Consider the following 15,860-nt stretch of genomic DNA (forward strand, 5'->3'; position numbering starts at 1 on the left):
TCCCATGCATAGCTGTCAACCAGAGTTGACGCTTCAGCGTCTTCCTCCGGTCCCATGCAAAGCTGTCGACCAGAGTTCGCGCTTTGGCACGTCACTCTGGTCCCATGCAAAGCACGCTTTCGTGGGCGCCGCGGATTTTACGGCACGGCCATTATAGGGACATTAAGCGTGCGCCTCACCCGCCGCCGCCGCGAATGTGACAACGCCCCGGTGCATTGCACTGGGGCGTTGGGGGAACAGCGGGAAACCCGGGCGCGCCGCAGCGCGTCCGCTTTCGGTACGTACCTTAGCCGGCGTTGACTTCGCGCAGCACGGTGCGATGCTTTTGGCGCAGCAGCTCTTCGTACACGGCCACGTAGTTGCGTGCCATCACCTTCGACGAGAAGCGTGCCTCGAACGCGGCGCGCACCTTCTCGCGCGGCAGCGTCGACAGGCGCTTGACCGCCGCGACTGCGCTGATTTCGTCTTCCACGACGAAGCCCGACACGCCGTTCTCGATGACTTCCGGCACCGAGCCGCGCTTGAACGCGATGACCGGCGTACCGCAGGCCATGGCTTCGATCATGACGAGGCCGAAGGGCTCCGGCCAGTCGATCGGGAACACCAGTGCATTTGCATTGCCGAGGAACTCGCGCTTTTCGTGCTCGCCGATTTCGCCGATGTACTCGACATGCGGCAGCGCCATCAGCGGCTTGATGACTTCTTCGTAGTAGGCGCGGTCGGCCTTGTCGATCTTGGCCGCGACCTTGAGCTTCATGCCCGCCTGGCCGGCGATGCGGATCGCGCGGTCAAGGCCCTTCTCCGGCGAAACGCGGCCGAGGAAGGCGAGGTAGCCGGGCTCGACGTTCGGAATCGGCGTGAGCACGTCTTCCGGCAGGCCGTGGTACACGGTCTGCTGCCAGTTGGCTTGCTGCAGCGGAATGCGCTGGTTGTCCGAGATCGACACCACCGGCACGTCGTTGAACGCGTTGAACACCGGCTGCAGTTCCGGCAAGTCCAGACGGCCGTGCATGGTCGTCACGAACGGCACCGGCTGGCGCTGGAACAGCGAGAACGGATAGTAGTCGATATGGAAGTGCAGCACGTCGAACTCGTCCGCGCGGCGGCGAACTTCTTCGAGCAGCAGCATGTGCGGAGCCATCACGTCGCGAATCGTGGGGTCGAGGCGCAGTGCCTGCGGCCAGAACGCTTCGAGCTTTGCCGAGGTGATCGAATCGCCGCTGGCGAACAGCGTGACATCGTGGCCCTGTTCGACCAGCGCTTCGGTCAGGTAGGAGACCACCCGTTCCGTGCCGCCGTACAGCTTGGGAGGAACCGCCTCGTGCAACGGAGCGATTTGAGCGATTCGCATAGTGGTGAACTCCTTCCTCGTAATAAATCGGGCAATAGACTGCAAATTTGACAATCGACCTATCCAGGCTGCGGCTTCCTTGTCGCCACGCGCCTTGCAGGCGTTCCGTACCGCTAACCGCGCCGGAGATCCGGACACAGACCCGACGCAGTTGTGAAGCGGCAAGAGAGCGCACACGCGGCGGTTCAGGCGGTAAACGCGCAGGGTTCGTGGCCGTTGACACAGAAGCTGTCAAATTCCCTACGCCGTCCGAGTCGGCATTATCCCGGTCCAGGGTAAATACCGGCTAGATCATTTCAAAGTCTTTACCTTGTTACAAAGCGGAAACACTCCGCAACCCATTGTTTTCCAAGAGAGTTCTAGAGTGGATGCTGCAGTGCGGGAATCACCGGCGGCCGGTTATCGCGGCGACCGTGCGCATCAATCGATCCTGGGCGTTTCCCTGTTCGCCACCCGCGTGTTGCGAGCAAGCACAGCGCTTTTCCGAATGCAATCCATAATTCTATCTCTAAAACACGTATCTCTAAAACGGTCCACGGTTCCTGTTGAACCTCCACTGCAACAACGTGTCCCCAATCTGTATCCCGCGCTATCGTGTCGCGATATGATGCGCGTCCGCCGGGCACAGGCGGTGCGTGCGGCGCATGGGGTGTTTACAATGCGGTAAGTCCGCCTTCGTTGCCGCGCGCCCGGAGCCATTCGTCGCCTCAGCGCCCGCTATCTTCCTTTGAACTTGCACGGACGAAATTCCGTCAGACCGACCACCCGATCAATTGGAACATCTGACCATCGCTCAGCGTAACGCCCACAACGCAAAGCTTGCGAGCTATGCGCGGCGCCCGCTCGCGTTCCTTTTCCGCTACATCAAGCGCCATCCGTTCGCCCACACTGTCGTGCTCGCCAGCGTGTTCGCGGCCGTCGGCTGCGCGCTTGCGTCGCAGTACGCCATCAAGCATCTGATCGACGTGCTCGGAGCGGGACGCCATCATCCGGGCCCGCTGTGGACCGCGTTCGCCATCCTCGTCGGCCTGATCGCCGCCGACAACCTGCTCTGGCGGGTCGGCGGCTGGTTCGCGGCGCACACCTTCGTCACCGTAACGGGCGACCTGCGGCGCGACCTCTTCCAGTACCTGAGCGGACACTCGCCCACTTACTACGCCGAAAAACAGCCCGGCACGCTCGCCAGCCGCATCACCGCGACGTCGAACGCCGTCTATACGGCCGAGAACACTACCGCCTGGAACGTGCTGCCGCCCTGTATCGCCGTGGCCGGCGCGATCGTCATGATCATCGCGGTGAACCCGCTGATGGCGGCGGGCCTCCTGCTCTGCTCGGCAATCCTTTCGGTGATCCTCTTCAAGCTGGCCGGGCGCGGCTCGTCGCGCCACCATACCTTCGCCTCGAAAGCGGCCGCGGTGGATGGCGAGCTCGTCGACGTGATCGGCAACATGGCGCTCGTGCGCGCCTTCGGCATGACGTTCCGCGAGCAAAAGCGCTTCGGCTCGACCGTCAAAGCCGAACTCGACGCGCGCCGCTCGAGCCTGCTCTACCTCGAAAGGCTGCGTCTGCTGCACGCCGTGATCACGGCCATGCTGTCCGCCGGCCTGCTCGGCTGGGCGCTGTGGCTTTGGGATCAGGGCAAGGCGACGTCGGGCGACATCGTGCTGGTCAGCTCGCTCGGCTTCACGATCCTGCACGGCACGCGCGACCTCGCCGTCGCGCTCGTGGACGTGACCCAGCACGTGGCACGCCTCGCCGAGGCCGTGCAGACGCTGCTGGAGCCGCACGGCATGCCTGACCGCGACGACGCCAAGGAGCTCGTGGCCCAAGGCGGCCGCGTCGATTTCGAAGGCGTGACCTTCGCGTATCCGCACCGCAAGGCGATCCTCGACCATTTCGACCTGCGCATCGAGGCCGGTCAGCGCGTGGGTCTGATCGGCAAATCCGGCGCCGGTAAGACCACGGTGCTCGCGCTGCTGCAGCACTTCTACGACGCCCAGGCCGGCGCGATCAAGATCGACGGCCAGGACATCGCCCATGTCACCCAGGACAGCCTGCGCCACGCCATCGCGCTCGTGCCGCAGGACATTTCGCTGCTGCACCGCTCGATCTACGAAAACATCGCCTACGGCCGCCCCGAGGCGAGCCGCGAGGAAGTGCTCGCCGCGGCCCGCGAGGCGCGCTGCGCCGAATTCATCGAGGCGATGCCCGAGGGCTACGACACGATCGTGGGCGACCGCGGCGTGAAGCTGTCGGGCGGCCAGCGTCAGCGCATCGCGATCGCGCGCGCCATTCTCAAGAACTCGCCGATCCTGCTGCTCGACGAGGCCACGTCGGCGCTAGACAGCGCGTCCGAAGAGGCCATCCAGCAGGCGCTCGACCGGCTGATGGTGGGCCGCACGGTGATCGCGATCGCACACCGCCTCTCCACGCTCAACAACTTCGACCGCATCATCGTGATGAGCGCGGGCAAGGTGATCGACGACGGCAGTCCGGAAGAACTGCGCAACCGTCCGGGCCTCTACCGCGACCTCCTCGCCAAGCAGTATGGCAAACAGTCCACGCTGCATCTGGGCAGCAAGAAGGCCGACGAAAAGCACGTGGCCTGACACCGCCGCGCAGGCGGGCGCATCGCCCGCTGGGCGTTGCCCAAGACTCCCCAGCGCGAAAAAACGCCGCTTCAGTACATCGACTGAAGCGGCTTTTTTCGCCCTCGCGTGAGGGCGCGAGGCGCGGGTGCTCAGCCCTGCGCGCGCTCGAGCGGCGGCACGCTCACCCGTTGCCGCACGCTGACCCGGCCTAGATCGCGCATGAAGCGGTCGCGCCAGACCGAGACATTGTTCTCGCGCAACTGGGCCATCATGTCCTGATAGCGCGCGAGGCGCTCGGCGAGCGGCATGGCAAGGGCGGTACCTAGCGCATCGGCCATGCCGTCGATATCGAGCGGATTGACGATCAGCGCGCCGGAAAGCTCCTGCGCCGCGCCGGCAAAGCGCGAGAGCACGAGCACGCCAGGATCCTCGGGATCCTGCGCCGACACGTATTCCTTGGCGACGAGGTTCATGCCGTCGCGCAGCGGCGTGACATAGCCCACGTCCGACGCCCGGAACAGCGCGGCCAGCACCGCCCGTTCGTACTGACGGTGGATGTACCAGATCGGCGTCCAGTCGAGTTCGGCGTAACGGCCGTTGATGCGCCCCGACTCCGCCTCGAGGCGCAGCCGGATGTCCTGATACGCATGAAGGTCGGCGCGCGTGGGCGGCGCGATCTGCACGAACGAGACCTTGTTGCGCTGCGCCGGGGTGTGGTCGAGCAGGCGTTCGAAGGCACGGAAGCGCTCCACGAGCCCCTTCGAGTAGTCGAGCCGGTCCACGCTCATGATGACCTTGCGCCCGTGCAGCGTGGACTTGAGCGTGCGCACCGGCTTGCCGCGCTCGCCGGCCTTGGCGAGTTCCGCGATCTCGTCGGGATAGACGCCGATCGGGTAATCGCCCGCGCAGAGCGTCTGCCCGAACGCCTCGATGCGCGTGAGGCCGTCCGGCTGCATCGCCGTCGTGCCCCCCGCCTCGTTCACTACGTAGTCGCAGAAAGCGCGCAGATCGGGTTTGGTCTGGAAGCCGAGCAGGTCGAACGCGCAGAGCGCCTCTACCAGTTCGCGATGCGGAGGCACCGCGAGCAGCACCTGCGAGGCCGGAAACGGAATGTGCAGGAAGAAGCCGATGCGGTTCTTCACGCCCGCCGCGCGCAGCGCCTGGGCGAACGGAATGAGGTGATAGTCGTGTACCCAGATCACGTCGTCCTCGCGCAGCAGCGGCACGAGCTGCTGCGCGAGCCACGCGTTCACGCGGCTATAGCCCTCGTATTCGTGGCGGTCGTACTGGACGAGATCGGCGCGGTAGTGGAACGCGGGCCAGAGCGTCGCGTTCGAGAAACCGCGGTAGTACTGGTCGTAGTCGCGCCGCAGCAGGCCGATGGTGGCGAAGGTCACGGGACCGCGCTCCTCGAGCACGATCTGCGGCTGGCCGGAGGTGAGCACGTCACCGCTCCAGCCGAACCACATGCCGCCGGTTTCCTTGAGCGCGTCGTACACGCCCACGGCGAGGCCGCCCGCGGCCGGACCGCCTTCGGAAATCGGCGCGACGCGGTTCGACACGATGATCAATCGGCTCATGAGGGGCGGGGTCCGTGCAGGAAATCAGGAAGGCGCGGCGCGTGCGAGGCGAAGCCTCGGCTCGGCCAGGTCAGGCAATCTACGTATGAGGTGAAGCGAGGCATGCGTACGGTCACCGGGCGCCCGGCATGGCCGCAACGAGCGATGAGAGCCAGCCGAACAAGGCGTCGACCGAGTCGACGCGCGTCTGCGCGATGGTGTCGCCGCCGCCGACCTTGATCGACAGGCCGCCCAGCGCGTTGACGACGGCGAAGCCTTTCTCGTCGGTCAGGTCGTCGCCGGCGAACACCGGGCGGCGGCCCGCGAACGGCGGCTCGTCGAGGAACGCGCGCAGCGCGCGGCCCTTGTCGACGTCCTTCGGCTTGATTTCGTAGACCATCTTGCCGGGCTGGAGTACGTAGGCGTCGGCGTAATCGGCGGCGAGGCGCTCGGTCGCGGCGCGCGCCGTGCCCTCGTGCTCCGGGGCGTTGCGGTAGTGCAGCGCGAGCGACGCGCCCTTGATCTCGAGCAGCATGCCCGCATGCGTGCGCACCACCTCCGCGAGCACCTGCTCCATGTGCAGCAAGCGCTCGTCGTTGAAGCCGACACGCTGCGTGTCGCCGTTGGCGTCGCGCCGCTCGGCGCCGTGCAGGCCCGCCACGGGCAGATCGGGCATGCCGAGAAAACCGTCGATGCTCTCGATGCCGCGCCCGGAAACGATAGCCACCGCGCCGTGCGTCGCGCGGCGCAGTTCGTGCAGCAGCGCGAGCATGTCCGGTCGGACGAGCACGCCATCGGGCGTGGGCGCGAGATCGACGAGCGTGCCGTCGAAATCGAAGAAAAATGCCGTCTGTTCAGGCGGCAGGACTGCCGGAAGTGCTTGCATTGCGTTCTTTTCACCCATCGGCCTGCTGGCCCGGTATGGCCCCTGGCTGCGCCCAGGGAAAGTGTGCGAATCTTACCGCGCCTTGGATCGATTATCGAGAAAGTAAGGGGCTGACCGCCTGTGCAGGCATCCCTGACTCGAAGATGCGGCATATCGACGCGAGCGATTGGCACGACCGGGGCGCTCGCGACCGCGCGGACCTAATTTTGCTACAGTCGCAGCGACAAGCCGAGCCCGGTGGTCTGAGCGAGCGCGGCCAACGTAATCCAATCGAGTCGACGAGATTGCCTTTGCTCCCCACCTTCGAGCCCACGCTGCGCACGTTCCGCGCCCGCGTGAGCGGCCTTCTTCGCGGCGGCATGCGCAAACTGCGGCACGCGGCGGTGATGGCGGGCACTGTGCTGCTCGCGGCGTGCTCGCACCCGGGCGAGCCGTGGCAGCTCACAAACGTGAGCGGCCATCTGCCCGACCTCGACTTCGCGCTCACGGCCGACAACGGCCAGCGCGTGACGGGCGCCAGCTTTCGCGGGGACACGACGCTCGTCTACTTCGGCTACACGCATTGCCCGGACGTCTGTCCGGAAACCATGGCGCGCCTGATGCAGGTTATAGCCAAGCTCGGCCCCGATGCCGGCAAAGTGCGGATACTCTTCATCAGCGTCGATCCGGCGCGGGATACGCCGCAGGCACTGCACACCTATGTCGGCGCGTTCGACGCCCAGCATGCGCGCGGCTTGACCGGTACCGGCGCCCAGATCGAGTCGCTCGCGCGGCGCTACCGCGTGGCCTACCAGATGGAAAAGCGCGACCCCGACGGCAGCTACGAAGTCACGCACAGTTCGGCCGTCTATGTGTTCGACGCGCAAGGTCATGCGCGCCTGCTCGCCACCGACCACGACTCTGCGGACGCGATCGCGCATGACCTGCGCCGCGTCATAAACGACACGGCGTGAACGCATACCGCCTCGCCGGTCCAATCACGGGTTTTGACGCAACACCAATCGCAACAGGAAACGTTATGACGAAGAATCTGAAGTCTCTCACCGTCTCGCTCGGCTGCGCGCTGAGCACCTTCGGTGCACTCGCCGCCTTCGCGCCCGCCGCACACGCCGCCGGCACGCTGAGCGCGCAGGACGCATGGGTGCGCTGGCTACCCAACGACCTCCCGGCCGCGGGCTATGTGACGCTCAAGAACGATGGCGACCTGCCCGTCGATCTCGTGGGTGTATCGAGCGACGCTTACGGCATGGTCATGCTGCATCAGACGGTCTCGAACGGCTCGACGCAGAAGATGATCATGGTGCACAAGGCGACGGTGCCCGCGCACGGCACGCTGGCCATCGCGCCGGGCGGCTATCACCTGATGCTGGAGAAGGCGAAGCACAAGGTCGCGCCGGGCGACACGGTGAACGTGAAGCTGCAGTTCTCGGACGGGGAAACACTCGACACGCCGTTCGCGGTCAAGCCGCCCGCGGGGCAGTGAGTCCGCAGCAATACCACCGCGCGCGCATACACCGCATTTGCCATTGGTTGCGCGCGCAAGCATGTTGAATCCGCGATGAAGCCGCCGCCATGCTCGCGATAACCCTGCTCTACTGGCTCCAGCCCTGGGAGCCCTCGCCGACCGTGATGATCTGCACCCTGCTCGCGGCGGTGTTGTTCGTGCGCGGCAAGCGGCACGCGCGGGTGTCGCTTGCGCGCCAGATCTCATTCTGGTTCGGGCTTGGTGCGCTCTACGTCGTGCTGCATACGCGTCTCGAGTACTACTTCGAGCACGAGTTCTTCATGCATCGCGCGCAGCACCTGGTGCTGCACCACCTGGGGCCGTTCTTCATCGCGCTCGCCTACCCGGGCGCGGCGCTGCGCGCGGGCATTCCGTTCAGGTGGCGGCAACGCTTCGTGCGCCCCGCGCTCGCCGCGCGGCCCGTGCGCGTGGCGCTCGACATCGTTATGCATCCCGTCGTCGCGGTCGGGCTCTTCGTCGGGCTCATCTACTTCTGGCTCTTTTCGCCGATCCACTTCATCGCGATGCTCGACTGGCGTCTTTACCGCCTCATGAACTGGAGCATGGTGATCGACGGGCTGTTGTTCTGGTGGCTCGTGCTCGACTCGCGCCCCGCGCCGCCCGCGCGCCTTTCGCCGGGCAAGCGCGTGCTCGTCGTGATCGCGGCGATTCCGCCGCAGATCGTGCTCGGCGCGTTCATCTTCTTCACGCCGCGCGAGCTTTACCCGGTCTATTCGATCTGCGGCCGCGCGTTCACCTGGCTCTCGCCCATGCGCGACCAGCAGATCGGCGGGCTGCTGCTGTGGATTCCGGGGTCGATGATGAGCGTGGTCGGCGCGCTGGTCGCGCTGCGCCACTGGATGCGGCTATCCGGACGCGGACGCTTGCAGCGGGACCGGCGCCCCGGCATGCGTCCGGCCGACGGCGAGCGTCACGCGGAAAAGCGCACCTTGCGTACGTAACGCACTCGAGTGCCGGCGCAAGGTGCGACGAACGTCAACTCAGGCCGAGCGCATCCAGACGTGCGCAATGCCGTCCTCGTCGTGAATCTCGCCGACGGGTGAGAAGCCGAACGCACCGTAGAACTTCTGCAGGTGCGCCTGGGCATGCAGACGCATCGCGACATCCGGCCATTGACATTCGATCTGCGCGATGGCGCGTTCGAGCAGCGCGTTGCCGAGCTTGATGCCGCGGTGGTTTCGCGACGTCACCACGCGGCCGATGCGAACGTCGGCGTCCTGCGCGTCGGGCAGCAGCACGCGCAAGTAGCCCGCAAGCTCTCGCGCGCCACCCTGCTCGCTCCATGCGAACAGATGCCACGCGCCGAAGTCGAGACCGTCGATGTCGCCGTACACGCAGTTCTGCTCGACGACGAACGCGTCGGAGCGCAGCTTGAGCATGGCGTAGACTTCGCGCGCGTCGAGCGCATCAAAGGCTTCCCATTGCCAGTCGAATTGGGGCAGCGGCAAGGCGGTGGACTGCACGGTCATGGTCGGTGATTTCCATCAAAGCATCGTCAATGACCACGATTATGCCGCGCGCCGCGCGCGCCACAAACCCGCCACTGCGCGAGCGCTCACTTGCGCCGGCGCGGTTGCTCGTATTTGCGCCAGTACTGGAACGGCTCCGCGTGCAGATCGATGTCGAGATCGACGATGCGCGCCTGCATGCTCTCCTGCGCGTCGGCAATGGCCTTGTTGTAGACCGCCGGCGCGATCTCTTCGAGAAAGAAGCCCAGCAGCGCGCCCGCCGCGACGTTGCCGATCGGCTCTTCCATGTTCGCGTCGAAATAGCGCTGGATGGAGGCGATCGCTTCGGTGCGCGCGTCTTCGGGGAGTTCGATGGACATGTCGGAAGACCGGAGAGGAAGGGTTCCGGCTATTGTGCGCCACGTGCGTTGGCGCATCGCGAAAAATGCAGCAAAGCGCGCGCGAAAAACAAAAGCCACCCGAAGGTGGCTTTTGTTTTGCATCTGGAGGCGCGAGCCGGAGTCGAACCGGCCTACACGGCTTTGCAGGCCGCTGCATAACCGCTTTGCTATCGCGCCAGAAGCGGACTGACCAGGATGAGGCAAACTGCTTGCGCCAGCAACGACCGGACAGATTTGTTTGATGGCTTGATACGCTGACCAAAACCTGCCAAACAAAAAGGGAAGCGCTGCTTCCCCTTGGCATTTGGAGCGGGAGACGAGTCTCGAACTCGCGACCTCAACCTTGGCAAGGTTGCGCTCTACCAACTGAGCTACTCCCGCAATGTCCTGCTTTACTGCGACTTTTACTGCTTCGGCACTTCGTTTTCTGTTACTGCAAAAACGCCGCACCTCAAATTCTGGAGCGGGAGACGAGTCTCGAACTCGCGACCTCAACCTTGGCAAGGTTGCGCTCTACCAACTGAGCTACTCCCGCGTATTTGCTTCAGACTTCGCCGAATTCACAACTAACTTCGGCCTATCTTCTGCGATCTCTACTGCATCTGCCTGATTGCTACTTTGTAGTGCAGCGGAGAAGTGAGATTATGTATAACCCGCAGAATCGTGTCAACCCCTTCGTGTGATCTTTTTGGAAAAAGACATATGGGATTCACAAGCTCCCGCGTTCGCGGATCTGGGGCCATGCGAGCTTCATGTAGTAGAGCATCGACCAGATCGTAAGGAACGCCGCCACGTAGATGAGCCACGCGCCCCACACGCGCGAGTCGAACAGCGTCACGCCGCCGAGCGTGAGCGGCGCGTAGAACAGCAGCATGGGAATCGCGACCATCTGGCACGCGGTCTTGAACTTGCCGAGCGAATTGACGGCCACGCTCTTCGACGCGCCGATCTGCGCCATCCACTCGCGCAGCGCCGAGATGGCGATCTCGCGTCCGACGATCACGAGCGCGATCACGGCGTCGAGCCGCTGCAGATGCACGAGCACGAGCAGTGCCGCGGTCACCATCAGCTTGTCCGCGACGGGGTCGAGAAAGGCGCCGAACGAGGAGGTCTGATTCCACTTGCGCGCGAGAAAACCGTCGAACCAGTCGGTGAGCGCCGCCAGCACGAAGAGCAGCATCGCCAGTACGTTCTGCTGCATCGGGGAAAGCATCGTCTGCGGCAGATAGAACACGCCAACCACGAGCGGAATCGCCAGGATCCGCAGCCAGGTCAGGAGAATCGGGATATTGAACGGCATCGGCTGGCGCTATCTGTCGGGGAGATGCAATTATGGGAGATGCAATTGTGCCGCGTCGCCGCACGTGCCACAAGCAACCGTAAGGAAAGGCCCAACCCGGACCCGGCCAGCGACGCCGCCGCATCAGTGAAGCTGCTGGTAGATCTGCTCGGCGAGCGCGCGCGAGATGCCCTCCACGCTCGCCAGATCCTCCACGCTCGCCGCCATCACGCCGCGCAGGCCCCCAAAGCGCGCGAGCAGGCGCTGGCGACGCTTCGCCCCCACGCCCTCCAGCTCTTCGAGACGCGAGGTCTGGCGCGTTTTGCCGCGCTTCGCGCGCATGCCCGTGATGGCGAAGCGGTGCGCCTCGTCGCGGATCTGCGCGACGAGCATGAGTGCGGCGCTCTCCTTGCCGAGTTCGAGCGGCGCGCGGCCATCGGCGAACACGAGCGTTTCAAGGCCGACCTTGCGGCCCTCGCCCTTCGCCACGCCCACCAGCATCGCCGGATCGAGACCCAGTTCGGTGAACACCTGGCGCGCGATCTCGACCTGCCCCTTGCCGCCGTCGATCAGCACGATGTTGGGCAGCGTGCCGCCGGGCGGCGAGGCTTCGACCGACTCGACGGCCTCCACGACTTGCGACGCTGCTTCCGGGCCGGCGGGATCGGGCGCCGGCGCGGACGGCGGCATTGGCGATCCGGCCTGGCCGGCTTCGGCGCGCGCCGCTTGCGCGACCATCTTCTCGTAGCGTCGCGTGAGCACCTGACGCATGGCGGCGTAGTCGTCGCCGGGCGTGATGCCGGTGATGTTGTAGCGCCGGTATTCGGCCGACTGCATCTTGTGATGGTGATACACGACGCATGAGGCCTGGGTCGCCTCGCCCATCGTGTGGCTGATGTCGAAGCACTCGATGCGCAGATGCGCGAGATCGTCCAGTTCGAGTCCGAGCAGTTGCGCGAGCGTGCGCGTGCGGGCCTGCTGCGAGCCCTGCTCGGAGAGCAGACGCGCGAGCGCGAGCCGTGCGTTCTGTTCAGCCATGGCGAGCCAAGCGCGCTTCTGACCTTGCGGCTGACGCAGCACCGTGACCTTGTGCCCTGCCTGCTCGCTCAGCACGTCCACCAGTTCGCGGTTCGCGGGCGGATGGCTCACGACCAGCACTGGCGGCACGCGGTTGCCGAAGTAGTGCTGCGCGATGAAGGCGTCGAGCACTTCCGGTTCGATGCCGATCTCGCGCGTCCTGCGCGCATCCCCCTGCGGCTCGGGCGTGGCGGATTCGGCATCGCTTGCCGCGTCGTCATCGGCGGCGAGATCGGCCGCGATGGCGAGGGGATCCGCTTCGAGCGCCGCATCGTCGTGTGCGTCGTCCGCCTGCGCTTCCTCGACGTAATCCTCCACCGTCTTGCGCGCGAGCGTTGGCAGCGACTTCAGTGCGCTCGCCGCGACCACGGTCTCGCTGTCGATTTCCTCGGCGACGCCGCCCTCCTCGTCGGTCAGCGCGCGTTCCACGTGCGCGGGGAAGTAAGCCTTGTCGCCCAGATGCCGGCCGCCGCGCACCATCGCGAGATTCACGCATACGCGCCCGCCCAGCGCCACCACGGCGAGAATATCGACGTCGCTTTCGCTGCCCGTTTCGATGGCCTGCTGATGCAGCACCGTCGAAAGCGAACTCATCTGGTTGCGCACGGACGCCGCCTGCTCGAACTTAAGCTCCGAGGCGAACGCGTGCATCTTCGTCTCGAGTTCCTTCATCACCTCGTTCTGACGGCCCAGCAAAAAGCGCGATGCGTTGTTCACGTCGCGCGCGTAGTCCTCTTCGCTGACCGCACCCACGCAAGGCGCGGTGCAGCGCCCGATCTGATGCAGCAGGCAAGGCCGCGTCCGGTTGTTGAACACCGAGTCCTCGCAGGTGCGCAACTGGAATACGCGCTGCAGGATCTGGATGCTCTCGCGTACCGCCGAGGCGCTCGGAAACGGCCCGAAGTACTGGTTGTTGCGATCCACCGCGCCGCGGTAGTACGCCATGCGCGGGAACTTGTGCCCGGTGATCTTGAGAAACGGATACGACTTGTCGTCGCGAAAAAGGATGTTGTAGCGCGGCGTGAGCGCCTTGATGAGGTTGTTCTCGAGCAGCAGCGCCTCGGCCTCGGAACGCGTGACCGTGGTTTCGATGCGCGCGATACGCGTGATCATCATCGCGATGCGCGGCGAAAGCTGCGTTTTGGTGAAGTAGCTCGACACGCGCTTTTTCAGGTCGCGCGCCTTGCCGACGTAGAGGACCGCGCCTTGCGCGTCGTAGTAGCGATACACGCCCGGCAGATGCGGCAACTGCGCGAGCGCCTTTTTCGGGTCGAAAACGTCGGTGTCGGTCATCCAGTTTCGGGGACGGGCGGTGCGTCGAGAGAGGTGAGACCTGGCCCAGCGCCGCCATCGCGACGCATTCATGGCTGTGTCCTAGAATCGCAAGTTTAGATCATTCCCTGCCGCACGGAACCTGCGCCGAACTTGCCGGCCGGGCGTTCTGCGCCCGCTTGCGGCATGGCGGCCGTGACTTTCCGCCTCGCACGCTACCCATGACAGAAGCCCCCACACCCACCACCGCCGGCGATAGCGCCATTGCCTGCGACCTCTTTTGCGCCGTCATCGACAATTTCGGCGACATCGGCGTGTGCTGGCGGCTCGCGCGCCAGCTTGCGCACGAGCACGGCTGGCAGGTGCGCCTGTTCGTCGACGACCTGCACGCGTTCCAGAAGCTCTGCCCCGCGCTCGACGCGAGCCGCGCCACGCAAGCGGTCGAAGGCGTGCTCGTCGAGCACTGGCACGCGCCGGAACATGCGGGCGAAACGCTGCAGATCGCCGATGTCGTGATCGAGGCGTTCGCGTGCGAACTGCCGGCCGTGTACGTCGCGGCGATGGCCGGTCGCGCGCGCAAGCCCGTCTGGCTCAATCTCGAATATCTGAGCGCCGAAGACTGGGTGGCCGACTTTCATCTGCGGCCCTCGCCACACCCGCGCTACGCGCTCGCCAAGCACTTCTTCTTCCCCGGCCTTGGCCCGGGCACGGGGGGCGTGCTCAAGGAGGGCACGCTCGACGCCGCGCGCGGGGATTTCGAGCGCTCGCCCGACGAGCGCGCCGCATGGTGGCAGCGCGCCACGGGCGGGCCGCCGCCCGGGCCGGAAGCCACCGTGATCTCGCTTTTCGCGTACGAGAACCCCGCCGTCGACCTGCTGCTTGAGCAATGGCGCGACGGCGCGAAGCCGGTGGTCCTGCTCGTGCCCGAGGGCCGCGTCTCCGGCGCGCTCGCGCGCTTTTTCGGGGAGCGGGCGTTCAGCGCAGGCGCGCAGGCCACGCGCGGCGCCCTGCGCGCGCACGCACTGGCCTTCACCGAGCAGCGCCGTTACGACCCTCTGCTCTGGGCGAGCGACCTGAACTTCGTACGCGGCGAGGATTCGTTCGTGCGCGCGCAATGGGCCGCGCGGCCGTTCGTGTGGCACATCTATCCGCAACCCGACGATGCCCATCTGCCGAAGCTCGACGCCGCTCTGGCGCACTACGGCCGCACGCTCCCGAAGTCGCCGCGCGCTGCGCTCGAGCGCTTCTGGCATGCGTGGAATGGCCGCGGCGCGCCGGACTGGGCCGATTTTGCACAGCATCTGCCCGTCTACGCGGCTCGCGCGAACGCCTGGGCCGCTGAGCTCGGGCAGGTTGGCGATCTCGCCGGAAATCTCGCCGAATTCGCAAAAAGTCAGTTAAAATAAGCGGTTATCCGACGGCAGCCGTCTCAAGCGCTTCGAGTTCCGCGCCCCCGATCGTGCACGCATGAAAGAGGGTCGCAGCAACTGCAGCAGCAACCGAATCCGCTTGCGACGTTTGCCGTCGAGCACACTCGAAGCTACTCAATCTGGACAGGACAGTTTTTTACTATGAAGACCGCACAGGAACTCCGCGTCGGCAACGTCGTGATGATCGGTAACGACGCAATGGTTGTGCAGAAGGCCGAATACAACAAATCGGGCCGCAACTCCGCCGTCGTGAAGATGAAGTTCAAGAACCTGCTGACCGGCGCGGGCATGGAAACCGTGTACAAGGCGGACGACAAGTTCGACGTCGTCGTGCTGGATCGCAAGGAAGTGACGTACTCGTACTTCGCCGACCCGATGTACGTGTTCATGGACGCCGACTACAACCAGTTCGAAGTCGAAGGCGAGATGATGGGCGACGCCCTGAACTATCTCGAAGACGGCATGGGCTGCGAAGTGGTGTTCTACAACGAGAAGGCCATCTCGGTCGAACTGCCGACCGTGCTGGTGCGCGAGATCATCTACACGGAACCGGCCGTCAAGGGCGACACGTCGTCGGGCAAGGTCCTGAAGACCGCCAAGCTGAACACCGGCTTCGAGCTGCAAGTGCCGCTCTTCTGCAACATCGGCGACAAAATCGAAATCGACACGCGTACGAACGAGTACCGCAGCCGCGCCTAAGGCTTAAGGCCTAAGGCAGCCTAAGGCCAGAACGGCGTCCGCCCGCTGCTCTGGCGGCCAAAGGCAGACACCGCGATGAAAGCGCCCCTCGGGGCTAATGCCGTTCAGTTAAGACCTGAACGGCGTTTTCGTTTTGGGTGTTGTAAACGGTGAGGGAGGCTGTTAACCTGCGTCCCCATGCTTGATGACGCCCTCCATTTTCTCGCTGAAGAACAGGAAACGCCCGACTGGGCTCGCCTGGGCGAGCACTTGCCCTACGAGTGGATCGAGCAGGCGGTGGCCTACACGGGACGGGCGAGTATCCGACAACGCCGCTTGCCCGCGGAGCAGGTGGTTTGGCTG

At 65.1% G+C, this 15,860-nt stretch carries 14 protein-coding genes and 3 tRNA genes; 7 read left to right on the top strand and 10 right to left on the bottom strand.

The window, feature by feature from the left end:
* Positions 1 to 286: 286 nt before the first annotated feature.
* On the bottom strand, positions 287 to 1,351 hold the full coding sequence (locus M3I53_RS32610) for a glycosyltransferase family 4 protein (protein ID WP_254319928.1): 1,065 nt from the start codon (positions 1,349 to 1,351) through the stop codon (positions 287 to 289).
* A 773-nt stretch (positions 1,352 to 2,124) separates the two neighbouring features.
* Here M3I53_RS32610 and M3I53_RS32615 point away from each other — a divergent pair.
* The gene (locus tag M3I53_RS32615; RefSeq protein ID WP_254319929.1) at positions 2,125 to 3,960 is read left to right on the top strand and encodes an ABC transporter ATP-binding protein; all 1,836 of its coding nucleotides are present in this window, start codon (positions 2,125 to 2,127) and stop codon (positions 3,958 to 3,960) included.
* Between the two features lie 131 nt (positions 3,961 to 4,091).
* Here M3I53_RS32615 and otsA read toward each other — a convergent pair whose 3' ends face one another.
* A complete protein-coding gene (otsA, locus tag M3I53_RS32620; RefSeq protein WP_254319930.1) occupies positions 4,092 to 5,522 on the bottom strand; it encodes an alpha,alpha-trehalose-phosphate synthase (UDP-forming) in 1,431 nt (476 codons plus the stop codon).
* 112 nt (positions 5,523 to 5,634) lie between these two features.
* The gene (gene otsB / locus M3I53_RS32625) at positions 5,635 to 6,387 is read right to left on the bottom strand and encodes a trehalose-phosphatase (protein ID WP_254319931.1); all 753 of its coding nucleotides are present in this window, start codon (positions 6,385 to 6,387) and stop codon (positions 5,635 to 5,637) included.
* A 359-nt stretch (positions 6,388 to 6,746) separates the two neighbouring features.
* Between otsB and M3I53_RS32630 the strand changes: the two genes are divergently transcribed.
* The 3 genes from M3I53_RS32630 (at position 6,747) to M3I53_RS32640 (ending at position 8,853) form a co-directional block, all read left to right on the top strand.
* On the top strand, positions 6,747 to 7,340 hold the full coding sequence (locus M3I53_RS32630; protein WP_375542617.1) for an SCO family protein: 594 nt from the start codon (positions 6,747 to 6,749) through the stop codon (positions 7,338 to 7,340).
* 65 nt (positions 7,341 to 7,405) lie between these two features.
* On the top strand, positions 7,406 to 7,870 hold the full coding sequence (locus M3I53_RS32635) for a copper chaperone PCu(A)C (RefSeq protein WP_254319932.1): 465 nt from the start codon (positions 7,406 to 7,408) through the stop codon (positions 7,868 to 7,870).
* A gap of 98 nt (positions 7,871 to 7,968) precedes the next feature.
* On the top strand, positions 7,969 to 8,853 hold the full coding sequence (locus M3I53_RS32640; protein WP_254319942.1) for a cytochrome c oxidase assembly protein: 885 nt from the start codon (positions 7,969 to 7,971) through the stop codon (positions 8,851 to 8,853).
* Between the two features lie 39 nt (positions 8,854 to 8,892).
* On the opposite strand, the gene M3I53_RS32645 is transcribed toward M3I53_RS32640, so the two are convergent.
* From M3I53_RS32645 to uvrC, 7 genes are all read right to left on the bottom strand, one after another.
* Positions 8,893 to 9,381, bottom strand: coding sequence for a GNAT family N-acetyltransferase (locus M3I53_RS32645; RefSeq protein ID WP_254319933.1), 489 nt, complete (start codon positions 9,379 to 9,381; stop codon positions 8,893 to 8,895).
* A gap of 86 nt (positions 9,382 to 9,467) precedes the next feature.
* Positions 9,468 to 9,740: a DUF2164 domain-containing protein gene (locus tag M3I53_RS32650; protein WP_254319934.1), complete on the bottom strand. Its 273-nt coding sequence runs from the start codon at positions 9,738 to 9,740 to the stop codon at positions 9,468 to 9,470.
* 124 nt (positions 9,741 to 9,864) lie between these two features.
* Positions 9,865 to 9,938 (bottom strand) — tRNA-Cys (locus tag M3I53_RS32655).
* Between the two features lie 128 nt (positions 9,939 to 10,066).
* Positions 10,067 to 10,142, bottom strand: a tRNA-Gly gene (locus tag M3I53_RS32660).
* A gap of 78 nt (positions 10,143 to 10,220) precedes the next feature.
* A tRNA-Gly gene (locus tag M3I53_RS32665) sits at positions 10,221 to 10,296 on the bottom strand.
* Between the two features lie 174 nt (positions 10,297 to 10,470).
* Complete coding sequence (gene pgsA / locus M3I53_RS32670; protein ID WP_042261239.1) at positions 10,471 to 11,061, bottom strand: CDP-diacylglycerol--glycerol-3-phosphate 3-phosphatidyltransferase; 591 nt, start codon at positions 11,059 to 11,061, stop codon at positions 10,471 to 10,473.
* Between the two features lie 123 nt (positions 11,062 to 11,184).
* Positions 11,185 to 13,410, bottom strand: coding sequence for an excinuclease ABC subunit UvrC (gene uvrC / locus M3I53_RS32675; RefSeq protein WP_254319935.1), 2,226 nt, complete (start codon positions 13,408 to 13,410; stop codon positions 11,185 to 11,187).
* A 200-nt stretch (positions 13,411 to 13,610) separates the two neighbouring features.
* On the opposite strand from uvrC, the gene earP reads away from it, so the two are divergent.
* The 3 genes from earP to M3I53_RS32690 form a co-directional block, all read left to right on the top strand.
* Positions 13,611 to 14,795: an elongation factor P maturation arginine rhamnosyltransferase EarP gene (gene earP / locus M3I53_RS32680; protein ID WP_254319936.1), complete on the top strand. Its 1,185-nt coding sequence runs from the start codon at positions 13,611 to 13,613 to the stop codon at positions 14,793 to 14,795.
* A 165-nt stretch (positions 14,796 to 14,960) separates the two neighbouring features.
* Positions 14,961 to 15,518 (top strand): elongation factor P, encoded by a 558-nt coding sequence (efp, locus tag M3I53_RS32685; protein WP_028206670.1) that lies wholly within the window; start codon positions 14,961 to 14,963, stop codon positions 15,516 to 15,518.
* A gap of 177 nt (positions 15,519 to 15,695) precedes the next feature.
* Positions 15,696 to 15,860: transposase domain-containing protein (locus M3I53_RS32690; RefSeq protein WP_254315388.1), on the top strand; the 165-nt coding region annotated here is incomplete at its 3' end.

Source organism: Paraburkholderia sp. CNPSo 3272 (genome assembly GCF_024206495.1).
Taxonomy (GTDB): Bacteria; Pseudomonadota; Gammaproteobacteria; order Burkholderiales; family Burkholderiaceae; genus Paraburkholderia.

Bases quoted from the DNA above. Each gene is read 5' to 3' on its own strand.
- M3I53_RS32610 (WP_254319928.1), bottom strand. From the start codon at position 1,351: ATGCGAATCGCTCAAATCGCTCCGTTGCACGAGGCGGTTCCTCCCAAG.
- otsA (WP_254319930.1), bottom strand. From the start codon at position 5,522: ATGAGCCGATTGATCATCGTGTCGAACCGCGTCGCGCCGATTTCCGAA.
- otsB (WP_254319931.1), bottom strand. From the start codon at position 6,387: ATGCAAGCACTTCCGGCAGTCCTGCCGCCTGAACAGACGGCATTTTTC.
- M3I53_RS32630 (WP_375542617.1), top strand. From the start codon at position 6,747: ATGCGCAAACTGCGGCACGCGGCGGTGATGGCGGGCACTGTGCTGCTC.
- M3I53_RS32635 (WP_254319932.1), top strand. From the start codon at position 7,406: ATGACGAAGAATCTGAAGTCTCTCACCGTCTCGCTCGGCTGCGCGCTG.
- M3I53_RS32645 (WP_254319933.1), bottom strand. From the start codon at position 9,381: ATGACCGTGCAGTCCACCGCCTTGCCGCTGCCCCAATTCGACTGGCAA.
- M3I53_RS32650 (WP_254319934.1), bottom strand. From the start codon at position 9,740: ATGTCCATCGAACTCCCCGAAGACGCGCGCACCGAAGCGATCGCCTCC.
- pgsA (WP_042261239.1), bottom strand. From the start codon at position 11,061: ATGCCGTTCAATATCCCGATTCTCCTGACCTGGCTGCGGATCCTGGCG.
- uvrC (WP_254319935.1), bottom strand. From the start codon at position 13,410: ATGACCGACACCGACGTTTTCGACCCGAAAAAGGCGCTCGCGCAGTTG.
- earP (WP_254319936.1), top strand. From the start codon at position 13,611: ATGACAGAAGCCCCCACACCCACCACCGCCGGCGATAGCGCCATTGCC.
- efp (WP_028206670.1), top strand. From the start codon at position 14,961: ATGAAGACCGCACAGGAACTCCGCGTCGGCAACGTCGTGATGATCGGT.